Raw genomic sequence first — 24,193 nt, 5'->3', positions numbered from 1 at the left:
GGCAGCGTCACCCGTACGGCCATAGCGTGAAGAGAGGGCCGAAGACTTCCCCTCGATGGAGCACTGGGGTGATGCGCAATGACCGAGTTCGCAGAGCGCGGGTCGCGGAACGCCGGGAGCCTGGGGCGGACGACCATCGCCGATGGTGTGGTCGCGAAGATCGCCTTCCTGGCGGCCGGTGATGTGGCAGGAGTCCATGCCCTGGGCAGCGGGCTCTCGCGGTCGGTGGGAGCCCTGCGCAAACGCGTACCCGGGGGCGGCACGACCACCACGCACGGTGTCAAGGTCGAAGTCGGCGAGAAACAGGCGGCGGTGGACCTGGACATCGTCGTCGAGTACGGCGAGGTCATCCCCGATGTGGGGCAGGCGGTGCGGGAGAACGTGATCTCCGCGGTGGAGCGGATGACCGGCCTCGAAGTCGTGGAGGTCAATATCGCGGTCAGCGATGTGCGGCTCCCCGAGGAGGAGGAAGCCGAGACGGAACGGGTGGTGTAGCGGCACGGTCCGCGCAGCCGGGCACGGTGCGTCCGGCGGGTCAGCGCGCGGGGGACGAGCCGTCCGCGCCGGGGAACGCGCAGACGGCGATGCCGCGTTCCGCGATGCTGCCCAGGGCCAGGAGATGGTCCGTGCGGCAGACACTGGTGACCATCCGGTACGGAGACCGTACGGCGCGCAGATCCCAGGCGGCGCCGCCGTCGGGGCGGACCGCCAGCACCCGCGCCGTCGGGTGCGGCGGCAGCGAGAGCCGCAGCCGCCTCAGCACCTCCCAGGCCGACCGGCGGACCCCGCGCGGCATACCGTGCAGCCACTCCACAGCGGCTGACCGCGGTCGCGCCAGGGCCACCCAGAACGCGCCGTCGGGGCCGGGGGAGATGTTGTCGGGGTAGCCGGGAAGCCCGTCGGCCAGGGTGTCGGCGGTGCCGGACCGGGGGCCGGTGAGCCGGTAGCGGCTCAGGCGGCGGGCCCCGCTCTCGGCCACGACCAGAAAGGACTCGTCCGGGGCCAGGGCCACGCCATTGGCGAACTGCAGCCCGTCCAGCAGGACTTCGGGGGAGCCGCCGGGCCGCAGACGCAGCAGCTGCCCGGTGCCGGTGTGCTCCAGGAAGTCGCCCAGCCACTCGTCGAGACCGTAACGACGGCTGGAGACGGTGAAGTAGACCGTGCCGTCCGCCGCGGCGGTCACATTGCTGGCGAACCGCAGCGGCCCGCCGGCCACCTCGTCGGCGAGCACCCGGACGGTCCCGTGCCGCGGGTCGACGCACAGCAGACCGCGCCGGGCGTCACAGACCAGCAGCTCACCGCCGGGCAGCGGTTGCAGCCCGAGCGGTCTGCCACCCGTGTGTGCCACGGCCGTTGCCTCGTCCGCCGCACCCGACGCGGAGAGGCGCAGCCGCCAGATCGCACCGTCCGCGGCCCCCGCGAAGAGGGTGCCGTCGGCATCGGCCACCACGTCCTCGGGGCCCTCGATCCCGGGCGCGACGATACGCAGCGCCGGCAGCGTCCGCGGGCCGCCCCGTCCGGCGCGGTCCGTGCGCTGCCCGTCGACGGTCACAGCGTCCCGCGACGCCGGGCGGCCTTGAGGCACCGGGTCATCTCCTCGGCGTACGGCAGCGCCACGCACACGGTGAGACCGAGTTCGGTGCCGGCCACATAGCGGGCGGTGGGGAGTGGCGGGGAGACGGAGCGGTCGGCGGGCCGGCGCCAATGGCGCCATGCGCGGGCGACCGGGCTACGGTGCAGGTCCATCTCTTGCCTCCGGAATGCTGTGGTCGACGGTTCGCGGACACCGCCCGTACCCGCCGCACGGATCATTCACCGGCCAGCCAAGCAGAACCCTCCGCATCCGGCATCCGGGAAATGCCAGGCCGGCCCGGCTGTTACGAGGTGCCGCCCACCCGGGCCACTTCGGGGGTCTCGGTGTCCAGCGGCACCGACCAGGAGCGGACCAGACCCAGCTGGACGGCCTGCCGCGGCAGCACCGCGTCCAGGAGCCAGTCGGCGGCCACCCGGACGCGGTTGCCCGGCATCGCCAGCAGGTGGTAGCCGCGGGTGACCACCCCGGCGAGCGGGCCGGACAGCGGGATGTGCAGCGGGTTCGCGGCGGCCTGGATGCCGCCCAGGTCCACCATGAAGCCCAGGTCATGGTGCTCGTAGGCCCGCGGGGTGCCCTGTCCGCAGGACGCCGCCACATTGCGCGCCGCGACCTTGCCCTGCCGCTGGGCGTGCTGGGCGGTCATCGGCGTCGTCTCGCCGGGGCGGGTCAGGTCGGGCACGGCCGCGGCGTCACCGCAGGCGAACACCCCCGGCAGGCCGGGGACGCCCAGGAACTTGTCGACGCACAGCCGTCCCTTGTCGGTAGGCAGCCCGAAGGACTCGACCAGCGGGTCCGGCCGGACGCCCACACACCAGATCAGGGAGTGGCTGCTGACGAACTCGCCGTCGTCGAGCAGCACCCCGTCCGGGGTCGCCTCCTTGACGGAGGTGCGGGTGCGGACATCGACGCCGCGGGCGCGCAGGACCCGGTCGGCGGTGCGCGACAGCCGCTCGTCGAGCTCGGGCAGCACCCGGTCGGCGAGGTCCAGCAGCAGCCAGCGGGGGCGTGGGCCGTCCCGCAGGCCGGTGTTCTGCCGGACCAGCGAGTCGGTGAACCGCACACCGTGGGCGGTGACTTCGGTCCCGGTGTAGCCGGCGCCCACGACGACGAAGGTGGTCCTGGCGGCCCGCTCGGCCGGGTCCTCGGCCGCGGCGGCCAGCTCGACCTGACGGGTGATGTGGTCGCGGAGGTACAGCGCCTCGGGCATCCCGCGGAAGCCGTGGGCATGCTCGGCGACGCCCGGGACGGGCAGCAGTTTGTTGACGCTGCCGACGGTCACCACCAGCCGGTCGTAGGACAGCGAGCCGTCCCGGTCCTCGGGGTCGGTGTAGGCCACCCGGCGGGCATCGAAGTCCACGTCATGGACCTCACCGAGGACGAGCCGGACGCCCGGCAGGGTCCCGGTGAGCGAGACCGAGATCCGGCGCGGTTCCAGGATTCCGGCCGCCACCTCCGGCAGCAGCGGCACATACAGAAAGTAGTCATGGGGGTTGATGAGCACGATCTCGGCGGCTCCCTTGGCCTGCCGGGAGAGCGTGCGGGCACATTCGTAACCGGCGAAGCCGGCTCCGACGATCACGATCCGAGGACGACGTCGCTTCACGTGGACTCCTGCGGTCGAGGATGGTGCCTGAGCGCCGGGCCGGACAGAGCCACCGTCCGTGCGGGCCGACGGCCGGCGCGGGCACACCGTGGTGTCTTGTCGGCTAACCGGTGGGCGGCCGGGTACACATGGGTCCCCTGTCATTCTGCGGGCGGCCGGCCCTGGGCGGCACGTTGGGGAAGGACGGTGTAGGCCGGGTCCCGCGCGGACGCCAGGCCGGCCGCGAAGACACCGAAGCGGGTGCAGGCCGAGCCGGCGAGCAGCGCCAGACCGGCCGCGGCGGCCGCGCCGCGGGAGCGGTGGCCGGCGAGCGCCGCGGCCGCCGCGCCACCGCCGAGAAGCACTTCGGCGGCGCGCAGCAGCCGCCCCGCCCGCCCCTCCCGGTAGGTCTCCGCCACCATCCCCAGGCGCCGTTCGGCCGCCCGGGTGGCCGCCGCGTCCGCCACGGCCGCCAGCACGGCGGCGCAGCGGGCCGGGGCGCTCTCCCGGGGCGGTGCGACCACCAGCGCCATACCGGCGGCCGCTGCGGTCGCGGAGGCGGCGAAGAGATAGGGCAGTTCGCGGTGCGCGCCGTGCCATGCCGGTACGGCGGTGTCCGCGGCGAGCACGGCGGTATAGGTGGCCACGGCCGGTCCCAGGGCCGCGGCGGCCGCGGTGGCGGCGGCACCGGCCCGGGGCAGCCGCCCGGTGACCGCGCACAGGGCCGCCGCGCCGGCCATCGGCCCGTAGCCGCCGAGCAGCCAGGAGCCGACGCTCATCGGTGAGGTCGGCTTCAGCACGCGCAGCATGTGGGTGAAGCGTGCCGGGCGGCCGAGGTCGTTGATGAGCGCGGCCACGGACAGCGACACCGCCGCCAGGGAGGACACCTTCAGCGAGGTCGCCAGGGTGGTGCGGCCGGTCAGCTGGGCACCGGCGGCGAGCACCGAGCCGGCCCCCGCGAGCCCGCCGAGGAAGAAGTAGCCGGCGATGTCGCGGGCGGCCCAGGACGGGGCCTTGATGACCGGCCGGCCGTAGTAGGAGCGGAACTCCGCCCGGGGGACCATGAGTTCCTCGCCCCTGCGGCGGCGGGTGAGTCCCCGCGCGATGCGCGGTGCCGGGCGCGTCATCGCCGTACCGTCCTTCGCAGCATCGCGGGCAGCGCGAAGGACAGCGCCAGGCCGCTCGCCAACGACAGTGCCGCCGCCCCCGCGTGCCGCCACATGGCGGGCAGGTCCCGGGTGGTGACCACCGGGTCCGGTGGCAGCCCGTAGACCTCGGGTTCGTCGAGCAGCAGGAAGAAGGCCGCGTCACCGCCGACGCCGTCCCCGGGGTCGTGACCGTAGAGCCGGGCCCCGGCCACGCCCGCCGCCTGGAGCTGGCCGACCCGCAGCGCCGCGCGGGCACGCAGTTCGTCCAGCGGACCGAACTGGATCGACTCCGTCGGACATGCCTTGGCGCAGGCCGGCTCCTGCCCGGCGCCGAGCCGGTCGTAGCACAGGGTGCACTTGAAGGCGCGGCCGTCGGAGGGGCGTTGGTCGATGACGCCGTAGGGACAGGCGGGGACGCAGTAGCCGCAGCCGTTGCAGATGTCCTCCTGGACCACGACGGTCCCGAACTCGGTGCGGAAGATCGAGCCGGTCGGGCAGACATCGAGGCAGGCCGCGTGGGTGCAGTGTTTGCAGACGTCGGAGGACATCAGCCAGCGGAGGTCGCCGCCGGCCGGTGCCTCCCCGGCCAGCGGGAGTTCGGTACGGCCCTCGGGCGCGGGGACCGGGGGAGCGGACGGCGGCGCCGACTGCTCGATGAAGGCCACATGGCGCCAGGTGGAGGCGCCGAGGCTCACGGTGTTGTCGTACGACATGCCGGTGAGCGACAGCCCGTCCTCCGGGATCGCGTTCCACTCCTTGCAGGCCACCTCGCACGCCTTGCAGCCGATGCAGACCGAGGTGTCGGTGAAGAACCCCACCCGGGGCGGGGCGCCAGCATGACCGGCGTCCCCGGCCGGGTCGGGTTCCGGGCCGCTGAGCAGGCTGTCGGTCATGACCGCTGGTCCTCTCCGGTGTGCTCGGTGATGCCCGCCCGCCGCCGGTAGTCGGCCACCAGGCGGGGGAGTGCGGGGCCGCGCGGCCGGCGTCCCGGCCGGATGTCGGCCGTGAGGGCCTTGTCCTCCTGGATATGGGAGTTGGGGTCCAGCGCGATGGCGACCAGCTCGTTCGGCGCGTCGCCGGTGACGACCCCGTTGGGCCCCCAGTGGAACGGCAGCCCGATCTGATGCACCGGACGGCCGTGCACGGTCAGGGTCCGCATGCGGTCGGTCACCGCCACCCGCGCCTCGATGGCGTTGCGGGCGGTGATGATGGTGGCCCATCCGGAGTGCTCCAGACCGCGCTCGGCGGCGAGCCGCGGCGACACCTCACAGAACAACTCGGGTTGCAGCTCGGCCAGATAGGGCGTCCAGCGGCTCATTCCGCCCGCCGTGAAGTGCTCGGTGAGCCGGTAGGTGGTCAGCACGTACGGATAGACCCCGGCCCCCGGTTCGTCGCCGCTGGGGTGGTAGCGGTTGCCCTCGCGGACGTAGAGCTGCCGGGTGGGGGAACGCGACCGGCCGGGGTGGAGGGCGCTGGTGAACGGCGAGTCCTGCGGCTCGTAATGGGTGGGCAGCGGTCCGTCGTGGAGCCCGGACGGGGCGTAGAGCCAGCCCTTGCCGTCCGCCTGCATGATGAAGGGGTCGTCGCCGCGCAGGGCGTCGGGGCCGGTCGCCCCGGGCGGCGGCACATGGTCCGGTGCCCGGTCGGGGATGAAGTCCGGGACGTCATGGCCGGTCCAGCGTCCGTGCTCGGCGTCCCACCACACATACGCCTTGCGCGCGCTCCAGGGAGTGCCGTCGGGAGCGGCCGAGGCCCGGTTGTAGAGGATCCGCCGGTTCGCGGGCCAGGACCAGGCCCAGCGTGCGGCGACCCAGTCCTGCTCGGTGTGCGGGGTGCGGCGGGCGGCCTGGTTGACGCCGTCCGCGAAGACCCCGCAGTAGATCCAGCAGCCGCACCGGGTCGAGCCGTCGTCCTTGAGCTCGGTGTATGTGCTCAGCGGCGCCCCGTCGGGGCCGTGCCCGTTGATCTCGGCGAGCACGGCCGCGGCGACCGGCTCCTGGAGCGGCCCCGCCACCGGGTAATCCCAGGTGAGGTCCTGCACCATCCGGTCCATCGGATCGGTGGACGCCGCCAGTTTCTCCTTGATGCGCCGGCCCAGGTGGTACATGAACCACAGATCACTGCGCGCGTCGCCCCGCGGCTCGACGGCGGCGTGGTGCCACTGGAGCCAGCGGTTGGTGTTGGTGAAGGAGCCGGACTTCTCGGTGTGCGAGGCCGCCGGGAGGAAGAACACCTCCGTCCCGATGTCCTCGGTGCGCAGTTCGCCCGTCTCGATCTCGGGACCGTCCTGCCACCACGTCGCCGATTCGATGAGCGAGAAGTCGCGGACCACCAGCCAGTCGAGCCGGGCCATCCCCAGCCGCTGGAGACGGGTGTTGGCGGAGCCGACCGCGGGATTCTCGCCCATCAGGAAGTAGCCCCTGCACACCCCGTCCAGCTGGGCGAGGACGGTGTCGTAGGTGCTGTGCGAACCGGTGAGCCGCGGCAGATGACCGAAGCAGAAGTCATTGGCGGGCGTGGCCGCGTCGCCGTAATACGCCTTCAGCAGACTGACGGTGTACGCCCGCATCTCCCCCCCAGAAGCCCTTGTCGGTACGGCTCGCCGCGACGAAGGTGTCCAGGTCCTGGTGGGTGTGCGCATGCGGCATCGGCAGATAGCCGGGCAGCAGGTTGAACAGGGTGGGGATGTCGCTGGAGCCCTGGATGGAGGCGTGCCCGCGCAGTGCCTGGATGCCGCCTCCGGGGCGGCCGATGTTCCCCAGCAGGAGCTGGAGCACACTGGCCGCCCGGATGTACTGCGAGCCGGTCGAGTGCTGGGTCCAGCCCACCGCGTAGACGAAGGCGCTGGTGCGCTCGCGCCCGGAGTTCTCGGTCAGGGCCCGGCACACCTCCGAGAAGGTCTCGCGCGGCACCCCGCAGGTCCGCTCGACCATCTCCGGTGTGTAGCGGGCGTAGTGCCGCTTGAGGATCTGGTAGACGCAGCGGGGGTGCCGCAGGGTGGGGTCGCTCGGCGCACCGGCGCGGGCCTGCGGACCGCCCGCGCCATGGGTCTCGGCGTGGCCCGGCGGCGGGTGGGAACCGCTCGCGGCGTCCCGCAGACGCCGGTCCCGCAGCTGCTCGACATCGCCCGCCGGGGCCTGGACGTCGGTGCCCTCGTACTGCCAGCTCTCCGGGTCATAGCGGCGCTCCGCCTCGTCCAGACCGGAGAACACACCGTCGAGGTCCTCGGTGTCGCGGAAGTCCTCGCTGACGAGGGTGGCGGCGTTCGTATAGGCGAGGACGTACTCCCGGAAGTCCTTCTCCTCGCTCAGTACGTGATGGATCAGCCCGCCGAGGAAGGCGATGTCGGTGCCCGCCCGGATCGGGACATGCAGGTCGCACAGGGCACTGGTGCGGGTGAAGCGCGGATCGACATGGATGATCTTCGCGCCACGCGCCTTGGCTTCCATGACCCACTGGAAGCCCACCGGATGCGCCTCGGCGAAATTGGAGCCCTCGATGACGATGCAGTCCGCGTGCTGGAGATCCTGCATGAAGGTGGTCGCCCCGCCGCGCCCGAACGAGGTGCCGAGACCGGCGACCGTGGAGCTGTGGCAGACCCGGGCCTGATTCTCCACCTGGACCACGCCCAGCCCGGTCAGCAGCTTCTTGATCAGGTAGTTCTCCTCGTTGTCGAGGGTGGCGCCGCCCAGGCTGGCGATGCCGAGCGTACGGGCGACCCGCCGGCCGTCCGCCTCCCACTCCCAGGTGGCCCGCCGCAGCTCGATCACCCGCTCGGCGATCATGTCCATGGCCGTGTCGAGGTCGAGCCGCTCCCACTCGGTCCCATAGGGCCGCCGGTACAGCACCTCATGGCGGCGGGCGGGTCCGGTCGTCAGCTGAAGCGTCGCCGCGCCCTTGGGACACAGCCGCCCCCTGCTGACCGGCGAGGCGGGGTCCCCCTCGATCTGCACCACCCGCTCGTCCTTGACGTAGACCTGCTGCCCGCAGCCCACCGCGCAATACGGGCAGACCGAGGCCACCACGCGGTCCGCGGTATCCGTGCGCGGACGCAGCGCCTCGGTGCGCCCGGACATCGCGGCCCGCCCCCGGCCCAGCGGGTCACCGCCCGTGAGCTGCCGGTACGCGGGCCAGCCACGCAGCAGCCGACGTACGCCCATGGTTCCTCCAGCCTCGGCTCGTCTCCCTCCACGCTCGCCCCCGCGGGCCGGGCGCGCCCCCTGGTGGGCCTGTTCACTGACCCAACCGGGCACCCGGGGGGAGGCGGGGCGGCCGCACATGCGTCGCCGGGCGCCCCGCGCGACAGTGAGAGATGCGGCCACCGGCACGAAGGGCAGGCGGGTCACATGGGTGCCGAGGACGGACTGACGGCATACCGCGGCAAGCGGCACTTCGACCGGACGCGCGAGCCGCCGGGCGCCCCGGCGGCGGCCGGCGACACCTCGTCCTTCGTCGTCCAGATCCACGACGCGAGCACCCTGCACTTCGACTTCCGGCTGGAGGTCGACGGGGTGCTGAAGTCCTGGTCCGTCCCCAAGGGGCCGTCCGACGACCCGCACGACAAGCGGCTGGCGATGCCCACCGAGGACCATCCGCTGGAGTACCGGGAATTCGAGGGCGTGATCCCGGAGGGGGAGTACGGCGCGGGCACCGTGATCGTCTGGGACCAGGGCAGCTACCGCCCGCTGCCCCGGAAGAAGAAGGGCCGCCCGCTGTCGTTCGGCCAGGCGCTGGAGGACGGTCATGTCTCCTTCTGGCTCGACGGCAGCAAGCTCCGCGGCGGCTATGCGCTGACCCGGTTCCGTACCGGTGAGGGCCCCGGGAAACGGGAGTCCTGGCTGCTGGTCAAGGAGAACGACGACCGGGCCGGGCGGGGCGGTACACCGGACGCCCGGCGGGCCCGCTCGGTACGCAGCGGCCGCACCCTGAAGCGGGTGGCCGCCGAAGAGAGCCCGGGGCAGCCCGGCTGACCGGGGACGCCATGTCCGGCAAGGCGCTCATCGTGATCGACATGCTCAATTCCTATGAGCACGCGGACGCGGAACTGCTGCTGCCCTCGGTGCGAGAGACCCTGCCGCATATCACCGCACTGATCGAACGGGCCCGAAAGAACGACGTCGAGATCATCTACGTCAATGACAATTTCGGCCTGTGGCGCTCACACCACGACGAACTTCTGGACACCGTACTGAGCGGCCCGCACGCCGATCTGGTGGAGCCGGTCCGGCCGGACGAGAAATCGCTGTTCGTGGTGAAAGCACGGCACTCGGTCTTCTATGAAACGCCGCTGGAATATCTGCTGCGGCAGCACGGCATCGACACGATCGTGCTCTGTGGCCAGGTCACCGAACAATGCGTGCTCTATTCGGCGCTCGACGCGCATATCCGGCATATTCGGGTCATCGTCGCCGAGGATGCCTGTGCGCATATCCATGAAGACCTCGCCGCCGCCGCACTGCGCATGATGGAGCGCAATATGCAGGCCCGGATCGCGCGCTCCGCGGACCCCGACGTCCTGTGAGGGCGCTCGGCGCGGCCGGGATCCGGCGGGCCGCGGGACCGGGAGATCAGGGCGGGCCGGCCGGGACACGGCAATCAGGGCGGGGCGGCCGGGGCTGGATCGGCCGGGGTTAGATCTCCCTGTCCCCGTCCCCCGCGTCGTCCCGGGCGATATGCACCGCCGCCTCCTCCGCCGACGCGGCGCCGCCGTCGATCCCGACGTCCCGGGCGGCGATGTCATTGCTGCCGCCGCGCCAGAACCCCTCGTCGGAGCCCACGAGCCGGCCCGCCCGCTCGTCGCCGCATTCGAGGTCGGTCGGTTCCCCCACCCCGCCCGGAAGATCACCGATCCCGTCGCCGTCGGGTGCGCAGACCTCCGGTACCTCCACCGACAGCCGGTGCTCCAGCGATTCACGGTCGTGCAGCTCGCGCGCGGTGGTCCCCTCGTGGTTCACCACGAAGGGCCGCTCGGGCGGCGAATAGCCGGTGTCCAGCGTCTCGTCGAGGTCCGGCTCGTCCAGAGCGTCCTCCATGTCGAGCGCGTTGGGGTTGTCCCGGGGATCGGACCTGGGCGGCTGGTAGACCTCGTCGCCCATCGCGTCGTCGGACATGACCGCCCTCCCTCTTCCCGTCCATTCGCCCGGCCGCGGGGTGCGGCAGGTGCTCTACGACCAATTGTCCGCCTCCTGGAGGCTCCCGGCAGCGCCAGGATGAGCGGACCGGGCCGGGCCTCAGGCGCGCCGGTGCTCCGTCGCGATCCCGACGGCCTCGGCGATGCTCTGCAGATTGCCGAACCGCTCGTGTTCGGGCAGCCGCTCGGCCATGGCGACCAGCCGGTCCGGTGCGTTGTTGCGCCGCAGGGTCTCGATGATCGCGTACTTGTCGGCCGGGTACAGGCTGCGCCCGAGGTGCTGGGCGAGTTCGGAGCGCAGTCCCACGTCCTCCTCGGTCATGCCGCTCGGTGTGCCGCCCCGGAACTCGCTCTCGGGGGACCACGCCGCCACCGGCTGGTCCTCGCCCGCGGGCTGGAGTTCATGCTCCTCGTCCGTGCGCAGGGCGCGCTCCGCCGTCAATTGCCCCCGTAGTTGCTTCTTCATCATCTCGTCCCGGGCGGGGCCGGTCTTGTCCGTTCCGTGTTCCATGACCATGGGTGCCTCCGGCTCCACGAGTCATACAGACCCGTCGCGTTACTCCCAGTTTCCCTGGTCCCCCAGCCCTAACAACCCGGCAGCACTGTTTCAAGCATGCCTACCGAAAACACCCGGCCAGGCACGGAACGTAGCGGCAGATGCATATGCCCTTGATGCATACGCCTTTCGGGAACGGGAATTCGTAAGGCAGCCCACCGATGACGGCCCACGCACAACAGGAGAATCCACGGAATCCGAGGAAGCCAAGGAGGCAGCGCCATGCGAATCTCGCTCCTGCAACCGGTCATCGACCGGCCAGGCCCCTGGGCATCCGTCTATGCCGATATCTCGCACAGCACCGAGGACGCCGCGAAACAGCAAGAGTTGACGGCGAGCGCCACCACGGCGCAGCTGTTCGCGCTCGGCGCGGACGAGGCCACCTGCGGTGCGGTGCACGAAGCACTGCTCACACGGCACGCGGGCGAGTCCGGGGAGCACTCTGGGCGGGTGCTGTTCGCCGCCCATGGTGAGATCGTGCTCGACACCCCGCTTCCCGGGCCTCCTGCCACCCCGTTCGCGGCCTGGGGGCCGGTGCCCAGAGTCACCCCCTTCCTGGCGGCGGTCGGCGACGACCCGGTCTGCCTGGTGGTCCGTCTGGACCGGGCGGGAGCGGACTTCGCCGTCCTCGGCGAACGGGGCACCGAGGACGCCGGCCAGGTCAGCGGCGCCGACTGGCCCCTGCACCGCACCGCCTCGGGCGACTGGTCCGAAGGCCACTTCCGCGCCAAGGTGGAGAACACCTGGGAGCACAACGCGGAAGAGATCGCCGATGCGGTGCGCAAGGCGTTCGAGGAGTGTGGCGCCGAGGCGATCATCCTGATCGGCGACGCCCGCGAACGCCATCTGGTGCACGACAAGCTGCCCGAACCGCTGCGTGCCCTCACCTACGAGAGCGAACACGGCGGGCGGGCGCCCGGCGCCGAGAGTACGCTGGTGGACCGGGACATCGCCCAGGTCAGGGCAGTTCAGGAGCGTGAGCACATCGCGCAGGTGGCGGACCGCTTCCGCACCGGTGCGGGGCCGGGAGGCAAGAGCGCCCCGCATGCCGCGGCCGGCATCCCCGCCCTGGTCGAGGCGGCCCGGGAACACCGGATCGACACCTTGCTCGTCAGTCCGCACGGCTCGGACATCGCCCGGCAGGTCTGGGTGGGCTCCGAAGCCGATCAACTCGGCGTACGGGGAACGGAGTTGCAGTACCTCGGCGAGACGCGTCCGGCCGCCGCACGGGCGGATGACGCGCTGGTGCGGTCGGCGGCCGCGAGCGGCGCCGACATCGTGGTGGTCCGTGACCCCGAGCGGGCACCGTCCGGCGGGCTCGGCGCCATCCTGCGCTGGACGGACGACACGACAACCGGGTGACCTGCCGCCCCGGCAGGCGCTCCCGGCGCAACGACCCGGCCGATGGCGGCATTTCAGGTGTGGTGCCGGACGGTCATGACGGAGGTTCACCCATGTTGCATGCGATCGCAGACGTTCTCAGGTCGATCGGTGGTGCCATCGCCACCGTCGTCACCCTGCCGTTCCGCGCCGTGGCACGGCTCTTCGGCGGGGCCGCCGACACCGCACGCGGACACCACTGACGGCGGACACCACTGACGGCGGACACCGCAACGGGCCGCCCGCCGACCGGATTCCGTGGTCGGCGGGCGGCCCGTGGTGTCCGGAGTGCGCCTCAGTCCTGTGCTTCGGCCGCCACCGGCTTCGGGATCAGGAAGGAGGTCGCGATGGCCGCGGCCAGGATGACCACGCCCGCGATCATGCCGGCGGTGTAGCCCCCGGACGCCGACGGGTCCGCCGGGGACGCGGCGGTCTTGACCGCGTACAGGAGCGCGAAGCTGAGTCCCGCGCCGAGGTTGAAGGCACCGGCGTTCAGACCGGGCAGGAAGCCCGGGTTCTCGCTGGGGGAGAGGACGATGCCCAGCCCGTTGAGGACGATGTTCGCCACGCCCGCGTAGGCGATGCCCACCAGGACGGACGTCACCAGCAGCAGGATCTGCGACTGGCTGTGCATCGTGAGCAGCATCAGCGCGACCGTCGCCACCGACCCGGCCAGGCCGCACCGCAGGACGCGGCCGTAGCCGAAGGTCGCGGCGAGACGGCCGGCCAGCGGGCCCATGGCGAGTCCGGCGAGCGCGTACGGCGCCAGCGTCCACCACGCGGACTGCTCGGCGCTCATTCCGAGACCGGCCTGGGCGTCCTGTGCGAAGGCCGGGATCAGCCCGTTCATGACGGCGAACACGCCGGTCATGGTGAGCACGGTGGTCAGCAGGGTCGCCCAGGTCGCCCGCTGCTTGAGGTGCCTGGTGGCGACCAGGGGGTGCCCGCTGCGGTTCTCGGTCCGCCAGAACAGCGCGAAGGCGGCCGCGGACAGGACGAGCAGGGCGGCGATCAGCGGCCAGTCGGCGGCGGCCAGCTTGCCCGCCTCGTTGAGCGCGATCAGCAGCGAGCCGACCGAGACCACGAGCAGCGCGACGCCGGGCCAGTCCATCCGGGTCGCGGCGGGCGCCTTCGACTCGGGGGTGAGGGTGGCGACCAGGACGGTGGCCAGGGCGGCGACGACCGCCATCGCCCAGAACACCGACTGGAAGCCGTGGCTGTCGGCCAGGTAGCCGCCCGCGAGGGAGTCGACACCGGCGATTCCGCCGTTGACGGCGGTGATCACGCCCAGCAGGGTGCCGTACCGCTTCGGCTCCTGGACCTCCACCCGCAGCATGATCAGACACAGCGGGACGACCGGACCGGAGACGCCCTGGATGACCCGGCCGGCGAACAGCATCGGCACGCTGGTCGCCAGCGCGGCGACGACACAGCCGACGACCATCAGACCGAGCATTCCGGCCAGCACCCGGCGGCGGCCGATGACATCGCCCAGCCGCGGGAGGAAGAGCGAGAACAGCGCCGCCGAGGTGAAGAACGCGGTCTGGGTGAGGCCGATCTCCGCGGAGCTGGCGCCGAGGGTGTCCTCGATGTTCTTCAGCGCGGGGCTGAGCATGCTGGCGTTGAGCTGGAAGGCGAAACAGGCCGCGAGCAGCGCGGTGACCAGCACGCCTATACGGACCCCTGACCCGCCGCCGGCCCCCTCGGCGGGGCGCAGGGTGGTGGAGGTGTTCATCTGGGAGGTGGTGTTCATCTCGGTGGGGGTGTTCATGCCTCGACGTCGCCGATCCGCTCAAGTGCGTCCACGACGAGGTTCCAGAACCGCTCGTGGTCGAGCTTGACCGCGACCTGGGTGGTGCAGTCGTCCGGCGCGGGCGCCCGGAAGTCCGTCACGGTCATCCCGACGGTCAGCGCACCGTGCAGCTCGATGTCGACCGGGGCCTTCCGTACGGTCATCACGTCCGGGTCGATGACGTAGGCGACCGCGCAGGGGTCGTGCACCGGCGGGTAGGTGAAGCCCTGGTTCTCGCGGTAGGCCTCGCGGAAGAAGTCCAGCAGCTCACCGACGAACTTGGCGGGGCGGGTGCCGACCGCGGCGATCTTCGCATCGACCTCGGGGGTCGCCAGCGCCTGGTGCGTCAGATCGAGGCCGACCATGGTGACCGGCCAGCGCTCGTTGAAGACGATGTGCGCGGCCTCGGGGTCGATCTTGATGTTGAACTCGGCGACCGCGCTCCAGTTGCCCTCGTGGTAGCCGCCGCCCATCAGCACGACCTCACGGACCCGCTCCGCGATCCGCGGCTCCTTGCGCACGGCCAGCGCGATATTCGTCAGCCCCGCGGTGGGGACGATGGTGATCTCGCCGGGCTCGTGCGACATCACGGTGTCGATGATCAGGTCCACCGCGTGCCGGCGGTCCAGCTCGATGGCCGGCTCGGGCAGCTCCGGGCCGTCCAGACCGGTCTCGCCGTGGATGTCCGGCGCCGTCTCGATGGCCCGGACCAGCGGGCGCGGGCAGCCGGCGGCGAAGGGGACGCCCGTGATCCCGGCGATCCGCGCGACGGACAGCGCGTTGCGGGTCACCTTCTCCAGCGTCTGGTTCCCGACCACGGTCGTCACGGCGACCAGCTCGACATCGGGATTGCCATGTGCCAGGAGCATGGCGATCGCATCGTCATGCCCCGGGTCGCAGTCGAGGATGATCTTTCTGGCCAACGGAAGAGCCCCTTTGCTCTGCTGCTCGGAAATGTGGTGCGGAGTGGTGGTGCGGGGCCGGCATGGGCTCCGGTGCACAGCGCGCCCGGCGGTCGCCCATGGCGAGCCCGGGCGGGAAGTCAGCCACGAGCGAGCAACATGGGAAAACGTTCTCCGGAAACTTGACCCATGGACTGGCCGGTTGTCAACGGTTCAATCTCTGGCCTACCGGACGTTTTCGGGACGAAACGCGGCCGGTGTGGTGGGGAGAACCACCTCTCGCGGGACAACGTTTGCCAGGCGGGCAACGGGGCGTATGCTCCCTCCGGTCCGGGCGGGCCGAGCGAAGGGAGCCGCGAGACGGTGGCCGAAGTCACGCTGAAGGACGTCGCGCTGGCGTCCGGCTGCTCCATCGCCACGGTCTCCCGCGTGCTGGCCGGCACCCGTCCGGTCGGCGTCGAGACCGCCCGCACCGTACGCGAGGCGGCCGAGCGGCTGGGCTACCGCCCCAACCATGTGGCCCGCGCCCTGCGCAGCCGCTCCACCGGCACCGTCGGCCTGGTCCTGCCGCAGATCACCAACCCGTTCTTCCCCTCCCTCGTCCGGGAGCTGGAGCATGCGCTGCACGCCGAGGGGCGGGCCGTGCTGCTCGCCGACTGCGACGACGACCCGGTGACCGAGGCAGCCCGGATCGGTGCCTTCCTGGGGCGGCAGGTCGACGCGCTGCTGCTGATACCCGTCGATGAGCGGCGCAGCCGGGAGGCGGTGGCGAGCGCGGCCGCCCAGGTGCCGCTGGTGCTGCTCGACCGAGGCTGCGGCCCCGGCGTCGCCGACTCCGTCGCCGTCGACAACGCGGCCGGTATGGCCCTCGTACTCGATCATCTGGCCGCCACCGGCCGCCGCCGCCCCTGCTTCGTGGGGGCCGCCGGAACCGCGTCGGCGGCGGTCGAGCGGCGTGCGGCGTACGAGGCGGGGGCTGCGGCGCTGGATCCCGAAGCCCCCGGGCGCGTCGAGCTCGGCGACTTCTCGGTGGAGTGGGGGCGTGCCGCCGTCGATCGTGTCTGGCCGTCCCGGCCGGACGCTCTGATCTGCGCCAATGACCTCATCGCCGCCGGTGCCCTCCAGCGGCTGCGGCAGCTCGGTGCGGACGTACCGGGCGAGGTCGCCGTCACCGGCTTTGACGACATCCCGCTCGCCGGCCTCGCCGACCCGGCGCTGACCACCGTGCGCCAGCCGGTCGGCGAACTGGCCGCCGAGGCCGCCCGTCTGCTGGGCCGCCGGCCGTCCGCCGCGGAGCCCGGCCCACGCCGCACGGTCCGGCTGGCGCCGCAGCTGGTGGTACGGGCCTCCAGCGCACCGGCCGGGGCCTCCTCGGCTCGCTGACCGGGCGCGGTGCAGAACTGACGCAACGTCAAGAAGGTAACAACCAGGGCCAGTTGCGCACCTGAGGAGTTGGCGCACACTCATTCGCCGCGATGGCCTGCCGTCGGCTGGCAACGCAACGTCGCGCCTCTTGACCGTACGCGGTCAGAGAGTAAAGTCTAGACCAATTGGTGTGCACCTTCGCGTCATCCACCCCCCTCAACGAGGCTTCCCCCGGGCGGACGTGCGGCGCCGCGGCGGCGTCGGGTCCGCTGCTCTCGCGGGCGGCCTCTCTCGCGAAAGGTTTGACATGCACAGGAAAAGAAAGCTGGCCCTCGCCCTCGGTGCGGGCATCGCCCCGCTGCTCGTCGTCACCCTGCCCGCCGGCCCGGCGAGCGCGCACGGCTATGTGTCCTCGCCGCCCAGCCGGCAGGCGCAGTGCGCCGCGGGCAGCGTCGAGTGCGGTCCGGTCAAGTGGGAGCCGCAGAGTGTCGAGGGCCCCAAGGGGCTGACCAGCTGTAGCGGCGGCAACAGCCGGTTCGCCGAACTCGACGATGACAGCAAGGGCTGGAAGGTCACCCCGATCGGCAGCTCACAGACCTTCAACTGGCGGCTGACCGCCCGGCATTCCACCAGCACCTGGCAGTACTTCGTCGGCGGGAGGAAGGTCGCCGAGTTCAATGACGGAGGTGCCCGGCCACCGGCGACGGTCTCGCACACCGTCAACTTCGGCGGCATCACCGGCAGGCAGAAGATCCTCGCGGTCTGGAACATCGCCGACACCGCGAATGCCTTCTACGCCTGTATCGACGTCACGATCGGCGGCTAGCCCCCGTCTCCTCCCTCATCCCTCCCGTCCCCGCCGCCCCGTCTCCCCGCGCCGGTCACCTCCGTGAGCGGCGGCGAGCAGGGCGACGAGGGCGGCGGGGCACCCGTTACGATCGGCCCATTCATGGCCGTTGTGCGTGGCCGCTGCCGGGAGGAAGAGATGGGCCTGTTCCGCCGAGGACCGAAGCGGGATTCCCGCGACCTGGCACGCGACGGGGAGTTCAGCTTCTTCTCCGAGCGCGAGGGCGGTGTCTTCAGATCACAGGTCCGGCAGGCGTTCGCGGAACGGGGGCTCGAAGTCACCGCGTACGCGGGTGTGGTCACCGACTCGGCGGGCCGGCAGTTCGGCCTCGGCAACCTCGCCGCGGTGTGCCACCGCGACCGGCGCGGGGAGCGCAGCTGGCCCGCGCTGATCCGGGATCACGTCGGCAAGGTGCTCCGCACGATGGACGGCCCGCAGCCGCTGGAGATCCTCAGCGAGGACGAGATCCGGGCCTGTCTGTACCCCCGTGTGGTCGCCCAGGAGACGTTGCCCGCCTCGGATTCCTTCCGCTACGGCCGGGCGCCGGCACCGGGGCTGCGGGAAGTGCTCGCCCTCGATCTGCCCGAGGCCGTGCAGATGCTCAGCGAGGACTCGCTGACCGATCTCGGGGACGTGGCCGAGCTGCGGATCCGGGCGATGAACAATCTGCGGGCGCTGCCGGTCGAAGGGCATGAGACGGTGCGGCGCGGCGACGGTTCGGCGTTCGAGGTGCTGCTCGGCGACTCGTTCTTCACCGCGAGCCGGGTGCTGGTCCTGGACGAGCTGGTGCAGCGGCTCATGGGCACCGGGCTCACGCCGGACGGTGCGCTGGTCGCCCTGCCCTTCCGGCACCAGCTGGCGTTCCACCGTATCCACGACGCGCAGGTCATCCCGGCGCTTCAGGCCATGGCGCAGTTCGCGGCGGCCGGTCACGAGGACGCGGCGGGGGCGATCAGCCCCAGGGTGTTCTGGTGGCGCCGGGGCGTGATGACCCCGCTGAGCGAGCCGGACGGTGACGGGCTGCGGGTGGTGGCGGACGCGGACTTCCAGAAGATGCTGGAACGGCTGGTGCAGGGCGAGACCTGAGGGACGAGGGGGACCGGCATCGCGCGGTCCGTACAAGATTTCTCGCGAAATCTTCACCGGGCGGGAACCTGAACCGCCCGCCACCCGTTTCTACCAGTGAGGCCCCACGCTCTCCCCCGTGCGTGGGGCCTCACTCCGTGCCCGCCCGGCGTCTGTCGGCGCCCGCGCGCCGCGTCAGCCGCTGAGCCCCGCGCGTTCCTCCTCGGTGAACAACCGCGAGCGGATCAGAAAGCGCACCCCTTCCGGCGCCTCCAGCGAGAACCCGCTGCCCCGCCCCGGTACGACGTCCACCGTCAGATGGGTGTGCTGCCAGCGCGCGAACTGGTCGGCCGACATCCAGAAGTCCACCGGCTCCCGCACGCCCGCCACGTCCAGCCGGGCCAGCAGTACATCCGACGATCCCGTACGGAATTCCCCCGCCGGGTAGCACATGGGGGCGCTGCCGTCGCAGCAGCCGCCGGACTGGTGGAACATCAGCGGGCCGTGCGCCTTCCGCAGCAGCCGCAGCAGTTCGGTCGCCGCCGCGGTGAGCCCGATGCGTGCCGTGCCCTCCGGGGCCGCGGGGCCCGCGGCGGCCGTCTCGCCCCCGTCGCCGCCGGCCATCAGAACCGGCCCGGCTTCGTGGCGGGGCGGCTGACCGGCAGATTCCTGGTTCCCGGTGGGTACATGTGTCGTCCTCTCCTGGGAATTCCGCTTCTGACCAGCGGAAACGGATGTCGTCGGCAGGTCGGGGCGGGCCGCCGGGGCGCGCCCGGACCGTGCCCGCCGAGCCGTCCCGGCGGCGGCGGTCCAGTTAACTCCGTGCCACGTTGCGACATGGTTGCACGCGGCGCCGAGAGGTAAGGGCAAGCGCAGGCCGTGAACGGACATCTGGGCGACCGGCTCAGGCAACCGCGGTCGTCATCGGAACGTCTCGAAGACCAGACGAGAACGACGAGAGTTGAGCAACTGGTGACGTTCGCACATTCCCGTGACGCATGCGGTGACCACTGGCCGTTGGTGGGGCGCGAACGCGAACTCGCTGCCATGGACGCCGTGGCCGCCGACGTACTGTCCGGCCGTCCTCGCGTCGTCCAGCTCGAAGGGTCGGCCGGCATCGGCAAATCGGCCCTGCTGAGCACCTGGTGGGACCGCAACGGGCAGTTCCGTGTGCTGCGGGCCCGCTGCCACCCCCTGGAGCGCGCCTTCGCCTTCGGTGCCGTCCGCCAACTGTTCAAGCCGCCGCTGGCCGCGGTCTCCGACACCGACCGGGCCCGCCTGCTGGAAGGGTCGGCGGCGGCCACGCTGCGGGCCCTGGACGACGCCGCCGCCACGGACCCGCTGCCGGAGAGCGCCGATGTGACGGCATCGACACTGCGGGAACTGGACGCACTGGTCACCCGGCTGGCCCGCCGGCAGCCCCTGCTGCTGGCCGTGGACGCCCTCCAGTGGATCGATCAGCCGTCCCTGCGCTGGCTGGTCCATTTCATCGGGCGGGCGGACAGCCTCCCCGTGCTGATCGCCGTGACCACCCGCAGCGCCGAGGGCAGACGGCTCGATCCGCTGTTCGCCGAGCTCGTCCGGCCCGCGAACTGCCACACCATCGTCGTGGAGCCGCTCGACGTGGCCGGCGTGGCGCAGTTGGTGCGGACGCTCTGGGGCGCCGAGGAACCCGACGCGGCCTTCTGCGCCGCCTGCCACGCCGCCACCGGCGGGCATCCGCTGTTCGTCCGCGCCCTGCTCCACCAGGCACAGCGCAGCGGAGTGAAACCGACGACGGAATTCCGGGACCGGATCCCCACGGTCACCCTCTCCACCCTCGGCGGGGAGATCTCGCACCGGCTCTGCCAGGCGTCCGACGAGGTCGTGGCGCTGGCGCGGGCGCTGGCCTTCCTGGGCGACCGCAAGCCGCCGGAACTGCTCGCCGCGTACTGCGGGACCGGGCGGGCCGTGGTGCAGTCCGCCGCCGAGGAGCTGCGGTCGCTCGGCCTGCTGCGGGCGGACGGCGACCCCCGCTTCACCCATCCCGTCGTCCGCGACACCGTGCTGGCCACGCTGTCACCCGAGGAGCTCGGCGTCGGCCATGCGCGGGCGGCCCAGGTGTCCTGTCTGAGCGGGCGCCCCGACGAGGAGGTCGCCGCCCATCTGCTGGCGGCCGGCCCCGTCCACGGCTCCTGGGTCCTGCCGGCGCTGCGCCGGGCGGCCACCGAGGCACTGCGCCGCGGTGCGCCGGAGACCGCCGTGACCTATCTCCGCTCCGCGTTGCACCAGCCGCTGGACGAGCCCGAACGCGCACGGGTGCTGCTGGAACTGGGCACCGCGGCCAGCCATTACGATGCCGCGCTGGCCATCTCCTGCGTCACCGGCGCGCTGGACGGGCTGACCGACGAGGCGGCCCGCAGCGACGCCCTGGGGGTGCTGGCCTACTCCCTGCTGCTCTCCCGGGGGCCCCGGACGGACCTGTCGAGCGTGGACCGGAAGATCGCGGCTTTAAGCGAACGGCCCACCTCGGGACCCGGTGCCGCCGACCGCGAGCTGGCACTGCGGATGAGTGCGCTGCGCTCGTGGATGGAGTTCGAGCGGCCGTCCGTCACCGGACCGGCACCGGCGCCGGCCCCCGGCGGGGACGACGACCTGGCCGACCGCACCGCGGGCGAACGCCAACTGCTCGCCATCCGCGCCTTCCACGCCCTGCGCGCGGCCCTGCCCGCCCCGTACGTCACCGCACTCATCGAGCGGGCGTCGGTCAATCTGCCGGCCTTCTCCCACGACCTGTTCCCGCTGCACTACTTCGTCGCCCAGACGCTGCTGTACCTCGACGAGCTCGATACGGCCGACCGGCTCAACCGCCATCTGACCCGGGAGATCTCGGGCCGGGGCATGGAACTGCTGGTCTCCTCCCTGACGGTCTACCGCGCCGTGCTGGCGCTGCGCCGCGGAAACATCCCCGAGACCCTCGCCGCGGCTCAGGACGCCGCGGACCACGCGTCCCCCACCGGGCGGCTGCCGTACGCCCTGACCCTGGACACGATCAGGATCGACGCCCTGCTCGCCCAGGGCCGGGTCGAGGCCGCCGAGCAAATCGCGGTCACGCATGCCGTGGCGGGACAGACGGAAGTGGCCTGGGAGCGGCCCCGGTTCCTGATGAGCCTGGCCGCGCTGCGGATCGCCCAGGGCGAGCCGCGGTCCGGGCTCTCGTTGCTCCGTGAGTGCGGTCACCACAGTGAGGCGCTGGGGACGGTCAGCCCGGCGATGTCCCCGTGGCGCTCCCGCGCGGTCCCGGTCCATCTCGCCCTGGGGGAGGCCGAGTCGGCCCAGGCGCTGGCCGAGCAGGAGCTGGACCTCGCCCGGCGCTGCCGGCTCCCCCGGGCCCTCGGGGTGGCGCTGCGGGCGGCGGGGGCGGCGGCAGCGGGCTCCCGGGGGCTCGACCTGCTGGCCGAGGCCGTGACCGTACTCCGGCCCACCCCCGCACGCCTCGAACTCGCCCGCGCCTGCCATGACTTCGGTATCGCCCTGCTGCGCCGGGACGACAAACGCGGCGCCCGCAGGACCTTGCGCGAGGGCCTGGACCTCGCCGTCGGGTGCGGGGCCACGGTGCTCGCCACACGACTGGAAGAGGGGCTGCACCTGGCCGGCGGACGTGTCGCACGCTCCGGGAGCCAGGGCATCCGGGGACTGACCGCCGGGGAGGAACGCGTCGGCATCCTCGCCGCTCAGGGCTACAGCAACAAGCAGATCGCCGAACTCCTCGTCGTTTCGCTGCGGACCGTGGAAACCCATCTCACCGGTGCCTACCGCAAGCTCGGCATCACCGGACGCCCCCACCTGGCGGCGGCGATGGCTGAAGCGGGCCGGCCTCGTGGGGGGAGCGATCCGGCGGATTCCTGAGCGCGGTCGCACGGTCAACGGCCCTCGCACCCACGTCATAAGCCCCTCACTGTTCCTCGGGTGAGGGGCTTTCGGTATGTCCGTGGGCGGCCGGCGTTCCTGTGGTCCGCCGACCGCGGAAACCGTGGTTCCTCGTGGTCGGAAGCCGTGGTTCCCACCTGCCCGCAGCTTTTCTCGTGGTTGCCCCGAAGGGGAATCTCCGGGGACCGAAGTCTTAGCCGGATCCAATTGATTCGGCAGCTCTCTCATGACTTACTCATCGCACGGCGTCGCATTCTTCCGGCGCCACCGGACAGTGCAAGAGGGAGCAACAACCGTGAAGATCAACCATCGGGCTGTATTCGGTCTTCTCGCGGTGGGGGCCGCGTGCTTCTCCACCGTACTCTCCGCACCCGCCGCTTATGCGGGTTCCCAGAACTACATCCAGATCACCAACCACGCCGGCATCCTCGCCAATACCTGCTACAAGTGGCGTGATGCCGAGGGCAAGAACTACTGCCACAACGTCCGCCCGGTGAACGACACCTGGAAGGCGTATTTCCCCGAGGAAGCGACCGGCGCAAAGATCGATCTCAGCACCAGCATCGTCGACTACGCCACGGTGGACACCGCCGCGGTCACCGACACCAACCGCAACCACTGCTTCGAGATCACCGGGCTCGTCGACCGGCCGAAGCTCCAGGAAACGGGCTGCTGAACCACCCGGAATCCGCAGGGAGCGCCGCCGTCACGCCTTCCTGCGCAATGACCCAGAACAGAGCGAGGAAACGTTGATCTCCACATCCACCTCCGCATCCCGCATGGCGCTCACCCTCGGCGCCGTCGCCGCCGCGCTCGCCCTGGCGGCGCCCGCGGCATCCGCCGCCCAGGGCTCCGCCCTCCCCGACGTCAATGGCCACACCGACAAGTGGGTGGAGGAAGGCAGCCCCTCCGTCACCTACGACAACGGATACCAGGTGAATTCCGCGGAAGAGGTCAAGCGCGCACTGGAACAGTGCAATAACGGCAATGTGTCCTGCTCGTCGACGACCCTGGAATCCAAGCAGGTGACCAAGTGGTTCGACGTGGACAACGCCGGTATGGGCATCGGCCCCATTCAGAACTGCAGTCCCGGCGCCGCGGAGATAAACCAGACGCTGAGCGGTACCCGCACCTTCAGCTGGGGCTGGAATGTCGGTGCCAGTGTCGATATCACCCTGATCAAGGACAAGCTGGGCGTGGGCGCCTCCGCGCAGTACAGCGAGACCAACACCGAGTCGAAGAGCGGCGACATCAGGATCACCGTCAAGCCGGGTCAGAAGGGGATGCTCCTGCTGGGCCATGACATGGAACAGCGGGTCTCCGATGTGACCATCCAGGGCGGCGAGTTCGGCGGCGCGAAGATCTCCGGACTGCGCACCGAAATCCCGCTCAACACCACGGCACGCGCCGACACCGACGTGGTCGCCTGCGGCGCCACCCTCAAGAACGGGCGCTGAGCCAACGCTCCCACGCGCGACACACTCACGAAGGGTCCTCCTGTGCGGAACATCAAGAAGTCGGCGGCCTACGGGGTCGCCGCACTGGGCCTCGCGCTGGTCGGCGGCGCGATGACAGCGCCGCCCGCCGCGGCCGCGGGCTCGGGCAAGTACATCAGTTTCTCCAACAAAGGCTGGTTCATCGCCGAGACCTGCTATCACTGGGCGTCCTCGACCACCCCGGACTCCTGCGACAAGGGCAAGGCCATCGGCACGGACTGGCGGGTGGAAATCCCCGATGACGCCCAGGGCGTCAAGGTCGAGGTGACGGTCGACGGGCAAATAGCGGGTGACAACGTGTCGCCGCACATCACCGACCTGAGCCGCGACTACTGCTACGAGCTGAGTGGCTACACCTGGGGCCCGAAGAGAACCGACAAGACCTGCTAGGGCGTGCCCGGACCATTGAAGCGAGAGGTGAACTCCA

Annotated in this window: 22 protein-coding genes and 1 pseudogene; 12 read left to right on the top strand and 11 right to left on the bottom strand. The window is 71.5% G+C overall.

The window, feature by feature from the left end:
- Positions 1 to 78 precede the first annotated feature (78 nt).
- Entirely contained in the window at positions 79 to 495 is a 417-nt protein-coding gene (locus ACZ4XD_RS05035) for an Asp23/Gls24 family envelope stress response protein (protein WP_468038268.1), read from the top strand.
- 40 nt (positions 496 to 535) lie between these two features.
- Here the strand turns inward: ACZ4XD_RS05035 and ACZ4XD_RS05030 are convergent, their stop codons facing one another.
- The 6 genes and pseudogenes from ACZ4XD_RS05030 to fdh form a co-directional block, all read right to left on the bottom strand.
- The gene (locus ACZ4XD_RS05030) at positions 536 to 1,585 is read right to left on the bottom strand and encodes an SMP-30/gluconolactonase/LRE family protein (RefSeq protein ID WP_468038266.1); all 1,050 of its coding nucleotides are present in this window, start codon (positions 1,583 to 1,585) and stop codon (positions 536 to 538) included.
- A complete protein-coding gene (locus ACZ4XD_RS05025) occupies positions 1,549 to 1,746 on the bottom strand; it encodes a hypothetical protein (RefSeq protein ID WP_468038264.1) in 198 nt (65 codons plus the stop codon). The genes ACZ4XD_RS05030 and ACZ4XD_RS05025 overlap by 37 nt, the downstream gene beginning before the upstream one ends.
- Positions 1,747 to 1,877: 131 nt before the next feature.
- Positions 1,878 to 3,173 carry an NAD(P)/FAD-dependent oxidoreductase gene (locus ACZ4XD_RS05020; protein WP_468038362.1) on the bottom strand — a complete coding sequence of 432 codons (1,296 nt, stop codon included), beginning with the start codon at positions 3,171 to 3,173 and terminating at the stop codon, positions 1,878 to 1,880.
- A gap of 164 nt (positions 3,174 to 3,337) precedes the next feature.
- Entirely contained in the window at positions 3,338 to 4,303 is a 966-nt protein-coding gene (gene nrfD / locus ACZ4XD_RS05015) for an NrfD/PsrC family molybdoenzyme membrane anchor subunit (protein WP_468038262.1), read from the bottom strand.
- Positions 4,300 to 5,217 carry a 4Fe-4S dicluster domain-containing protein gene (locus tag ACZ4XD_RS05010; RefSeq protein WP_468038260.1) on the bottom strand — a complete coding sequence of 306 codons (918 nt, stop codon included), beginning with the start codon at positions 5,215 to 5,217 and terminating at the stop codon, positions 4,300 to 4,302. The genes nrfD and ACZ4XD_RS05010 overlap by 4 nt, the downstream gene beginning before the upstream one ends.
- Positions 5,214 to 8,484, bottom strand: a pseudogene (gene fdh, locus ACZ4XD_RS05005) (formate dehydrogenase). The gene ACZ4XD_RS05010 and the pseudogene fdh overlap by 4 nt, the downstream one beginning before the upstream one ends.
- A gap of 186 nt (positions 8,485 to 8,670) precedes the next feature.
- Between fdh and ACZ4XD_RS05000 the strand changes: the two are divergent.
- Both ACZ4XD_RS05000 and ACZ4XD_RS04995 read left to right on the top strand, forming a co-directional pair.
- A complete protein-coding gene (locus ACZ4XD_RS05000; RefSeq protein ID WP_468038258.1) occupies positions 8,671 to 9,294 on the top strand; it encodes a DNA polymerase ligase N-terminal domain-containing protein in 624 nt (207 codons plus the stop codon).
- Positions 9,295 to 9,305: 11 nt separating this feature from the next.
- Positions 9,306 to 9,845, top strand: coding sequence for a cysteine hydrolase family protein (locus tag ACZ4XD_RS04995; protein WP_468038256.1), 540 nt, complete (start codon positions 9,306 to 9,308; stop codon positions 9,843 to 9,845).
- Between the two features lie 109 nt (positions 9,846 to 9,954).
- On the opposite strand, the gene ACZ4XD_RS04990 is transcribed toward ACZ4XD_RS04995, so the two are convergent.
- Entirely contained in the window at positions 9,955 to 10,434 is a 480-nt protein-coding gene (locus ACZ4XD_RS04990) for a DUF5709 domain-containing protein (protein WP_468038254.1), read from the bottom strand.
- A gap of 120 nt (positions 10,435 to 10,554) precedes the next feature.
- Positions 10,555 to 10,965, bottom strand: a complete 411-nt coding sequence (locus ACZ4XD_RS04985; protein WP_468038252.1) for a DUF2795 domain-containing protein — start codon at positions 10,963 to 10,965, stop codon at positions 10,555 to 10,557.
- A 267-nt stretch (positions 10,966 to 11,232) separates the two neighbouring features.
- Here ACZ4XD_RS04985 and ACZ4XD_RS04980 point away from each other — a divergent pair, with 267 nt between their 5' ends.
- Positions 11,233 to 12,372: a baeRF2 domain-containing protein gene (locus ACZ4XD_RS04980; RefSeq protein ID WP_468038250.1), complete on the top strand. Its 1,140-nt coding sequence runs from the start codon at positions 11,233 to 11,235 to the stop codon at positions 12,370 to 12,372.
- A 92-nt stretch (positions 12,373 to 12,464) separates the two neighbouring features.
- Complete coding sequence (locus ACZ4XD_RS04975) at positions 12,465 to 12,593, top strand: LPFR motif small protein (RefSeq protein WP_406482198.1); 129 nt, start codon at positions 12,465 to 12,467, stop codon at positions 12,591 to 12,593.
- 92 nt (positions 12,594 to 12,685) lie between these two features.
- Here ACZ4XD_RS04975 and uriT read toward each other — a convergent pair whose 3' ends face one another.
- Together uriT and uriH are read right to left on the bottom strand one after the other, a co-directional pair.
- Positions 12,686 to 14,125 (bottom strand): uridine transporter UriT, encoded by a 1,440-nt coding sequence (gene uriT, locus ACZ4XD_RS04970; RefSeq protein WP_468038360.1) that lies wholly within the window; start codon positions 14,123 to 14,125, stop codon positions 12,686 to 12,688.
- A 32-nt stretch (positions 14,126 to 14,157) separates the two neighbouring features.
- On the bottom strand, positions 14,158 to 15,105 hold the full coding sequence (gene uriH / locus ACZ4XD_RS04965; protein WP_468038248.1) for a uridine-preferring nucleoside hydrolase UriH: 948 nt from the start codon (positions 15,103 to 15,105) through the stop codon (positions 14,158 to 14,160).
- A 342-nt stretch (positions 15,106 to 15,447) separates the two neighbouring features.
- On the opposite strand from uriH, the gene ACZ4XD_RS04960 reads away from it, so the two are divergent.
- The 3 genes from ACZ4XD_RS04960 (at position 15,448) to ACZ4XD_RS04950 (ending at position 18,382) form a co-directional block, all read left to right on the top strand.
- A complete protein-coding gene (locus tag ACZ4XD_RS04960; RefSeq protein WP_468038246.1) occupies positions 15,448 to 16,467 on the top strand; it encodes a LacI family DNA-binding transcriptional regulator in 1,020 nt (339 codons plus the stop codon).
- 289 nt (positions 16,468 to 16,756) lie between these two features.
- On the top strand, positions 16,757 to 17,275 hold the full coding sequence (locus ACZ4XD_RS04955) for a lytic polysaccharide monooxygenase auxiliary activity family 9 protein (RefSeq protein WP_468038244.1): 519 nt from the start codon (positions 16,757 to 16,759) through the stop codon (positions 17,273 to 17,275).
- Between the two features lie 159 nt (positions 17,276 to 17,434).
- Positions 17,435 to 18,382: a hypothetical protein gene (locus ACZ4XD_RS04950; protein WP_042157981.1), complete on the top strand. Its 948-nt coding sequence runs from the start codon at positions 17,435 to 17,437 to the stop codon at positions 18,380 to 18,382.
- Positions 18,383 to 18,556: 174 nt separating this feature from the next.
- Here ACZ4XD_RS04950 and ACZ4XD_RS04945 read toward each other — a convergent pair whose 3' ends face one another.
- Positions 18,557 to 18,985: a DUF779 domain-containing protein gene (locus ACZ4XD_RS04945; protein WP_468038242.1), complete on the bottom strand. Its 429-nt coding sequence runs from the start codon at positions 18,983 to 18,985 to the stop codon at positions 18,557 to 18,559.
- 348 nt (positions 18,986 to 19,333) lie between these two features.
- Here ACZ4XD_RS04945 and ACZ4XD_RS04940 point away from each other — a divergent pair, with 348 nt between their 5' ends.
- The 4 genes from ACZ4XD_RS04940 to ACZ4XD_RS04925 all read left to right on the top strand — a co-directional run bounded on the left by ACZ4XD_RS04940 (position 19,334) and on the right by ACZ4XD_RS04925 (position 24,156).
- Positions 19,334 to 22,249: a helix-turn-helix transcriptional regulator gene (locus tag ACZ4XD_RS04940; protein WP_468038240.1), complete on the top strand. Its 2,916-nt coding sequence runs from the start codon at positions 19,334 to 19,336 to the stop codon at positions 22,247 to 22,249.
- 316 nt (positions 22,250 to 22,565) lie between these two features.
- Complete coding sequence (locus ACZ4XD_RS04935) at positions 22,566 to 22,946, top strand: hypothetical protein (protein ID WP_467120143.1); 381 nt, start codon at positions 22,566 to 22,568, stop codon at positions 22,944 to 22,946.
- 73 nt (positions 22,947 to 23,019) lie between these two features.
- Positions 23,020 to 23,727, top strand: coding sequence for a hypothetical protein (locus ACZ4XD_RS04930; RefSeq protein WP_468038238.1), 708 nt, complete (start codon positions 23,020 to 23,022; stop codon positions 23,725 to 23,727).
- 42 nt (positions 23,728 to 23,769) lie between these two features.
- Positions 23,770 to 24,156 carry a hypothetical protein gene (locus tag ACZ4XD_RS04925; RefSeq protein WP_468038236.1) on the top strand — a complete coding sequence of 129 codons (387 nt, stop codon included), beginning with the start codon at positions 23,770 to 23,772 and terminating at the stop codon, positions 24,154 to 24,156.
- Positions 24,157 to 24,193: the final 37 nt, after the last annotated feature.

This window comes from Streptomyces sp. NPDC029466 (assembly GCF_055574515.1).
The sequence above is the reverse complement of the archived record's forward strand: the minus strand, read 5'-3'. Positions and strand labels throughout refer to the sequence as shown.

Excerpts from the sequence above, each read along its gene's own strand:
- ACZ4XD_RS04990 (WP_468038254.1), bottom strand. The coding sequence starts at position 10,434 with ATGTCCGACGACGCGATGGGCGACGAGGTCTACCAGCCGCCCAGGTCC.
- ACZ4XD_RS04945 (WP_468038242.1), bottom strand. The coding sequence starts at position 18,985 with ATGGCCGGCGGCGACGGGGGCGAGACGGCCGCCGCGGGCCCCGCGGCC.
- ACZ4XD_RS04950 (WP_042157981.1), top strand. The coding sequence starts at position 17,435 with ATGGGCCTGTTCCGCCGAGGACCGAAGCGGGATTCCCGCGACCTGGCA.
- ACZ4XD_RS05010 (WP_468038260.1), bottom strand. The coding sequence starts at position 5,217 with ATGACCGACAGCCTGCTCAGCGGCCCGGAACCCGACCCGGCCGGGGAC.
- ACZ4XD_RS04985 (WP_468038252.1), bottom strand. The coding sequence starts at position 10,965 with ATGGAACACGGAACGGACAAGACCGGCCCCGCCCGGGACGAGATGATG.
- ACZ4XD_RS04955 (WP_468038244.1), top strand. The coding sequence starts at position 16,757 with ATGCACAGGAAAAGAAAGCTGGCCCTCGCCCTCGGTGCGGGCATCGCC.
- ACZ4XD_RS04995 (WP_468038256.1), top strand. The coding sequence starts at position 9,306 with ATGTCCGGCAAGGCGCTCATCGTGATCGACATGCTCAATTCCTATGAG.
- nrfD (WP_468038262.1), bottom strand. The coding sequence starts at position 4,303 with ATGACGCGCCCGGCACCGCGCATCGCGCGGGGACTCACCCGCCGCCGC.
- ACZ4XD_RS05025 (WP_468038264.1), bottom strand. The coding sequence starts at position 1,746 with ATGGACCTGCACCGTAGCCCGGTCGCCCGCGCATGGCGCCATTGGCGC.
- ACZ4XD_RS05000 (WP_468038258.1), top strand. The coding sequence starts at position 8,671 with ATGGGTGCCGAGGACGGACTGACGGCATACCGCGGCAAGCGGCACTTC.
- ACZ4XD_RS05035 (WP_468038268.1), top strand. The coding sequence starts at position 79 with ATGACCGAGTTCGCAGAGCGCGGGTCGCGGAACGCCGGGAGCCTGGGG.
- ACZ4XD_RS04980 (WP_468038250.1), top strand. The coding sequence starts at position 11,233 with ATGCGAATCTCGCTCCTGCAACCGGTCATCGACCGGCCAGGCCCCTGG.
- uriT (WP_468038360.1), bottom strand. The coding sequence starts at position 14,125 with ATGAACACCTCCACCACCCTGCGCCCCGCCGAGGGGGCCGGCGGCGGG.
- ACZ4XD_RS04975 (WP_406482198.1), top strand. The coding sequence starts at position 12,465 with ATGTTGCATGCGATCGCAGACGTTCTCAGGTCGATCGGTGGTGCCATC.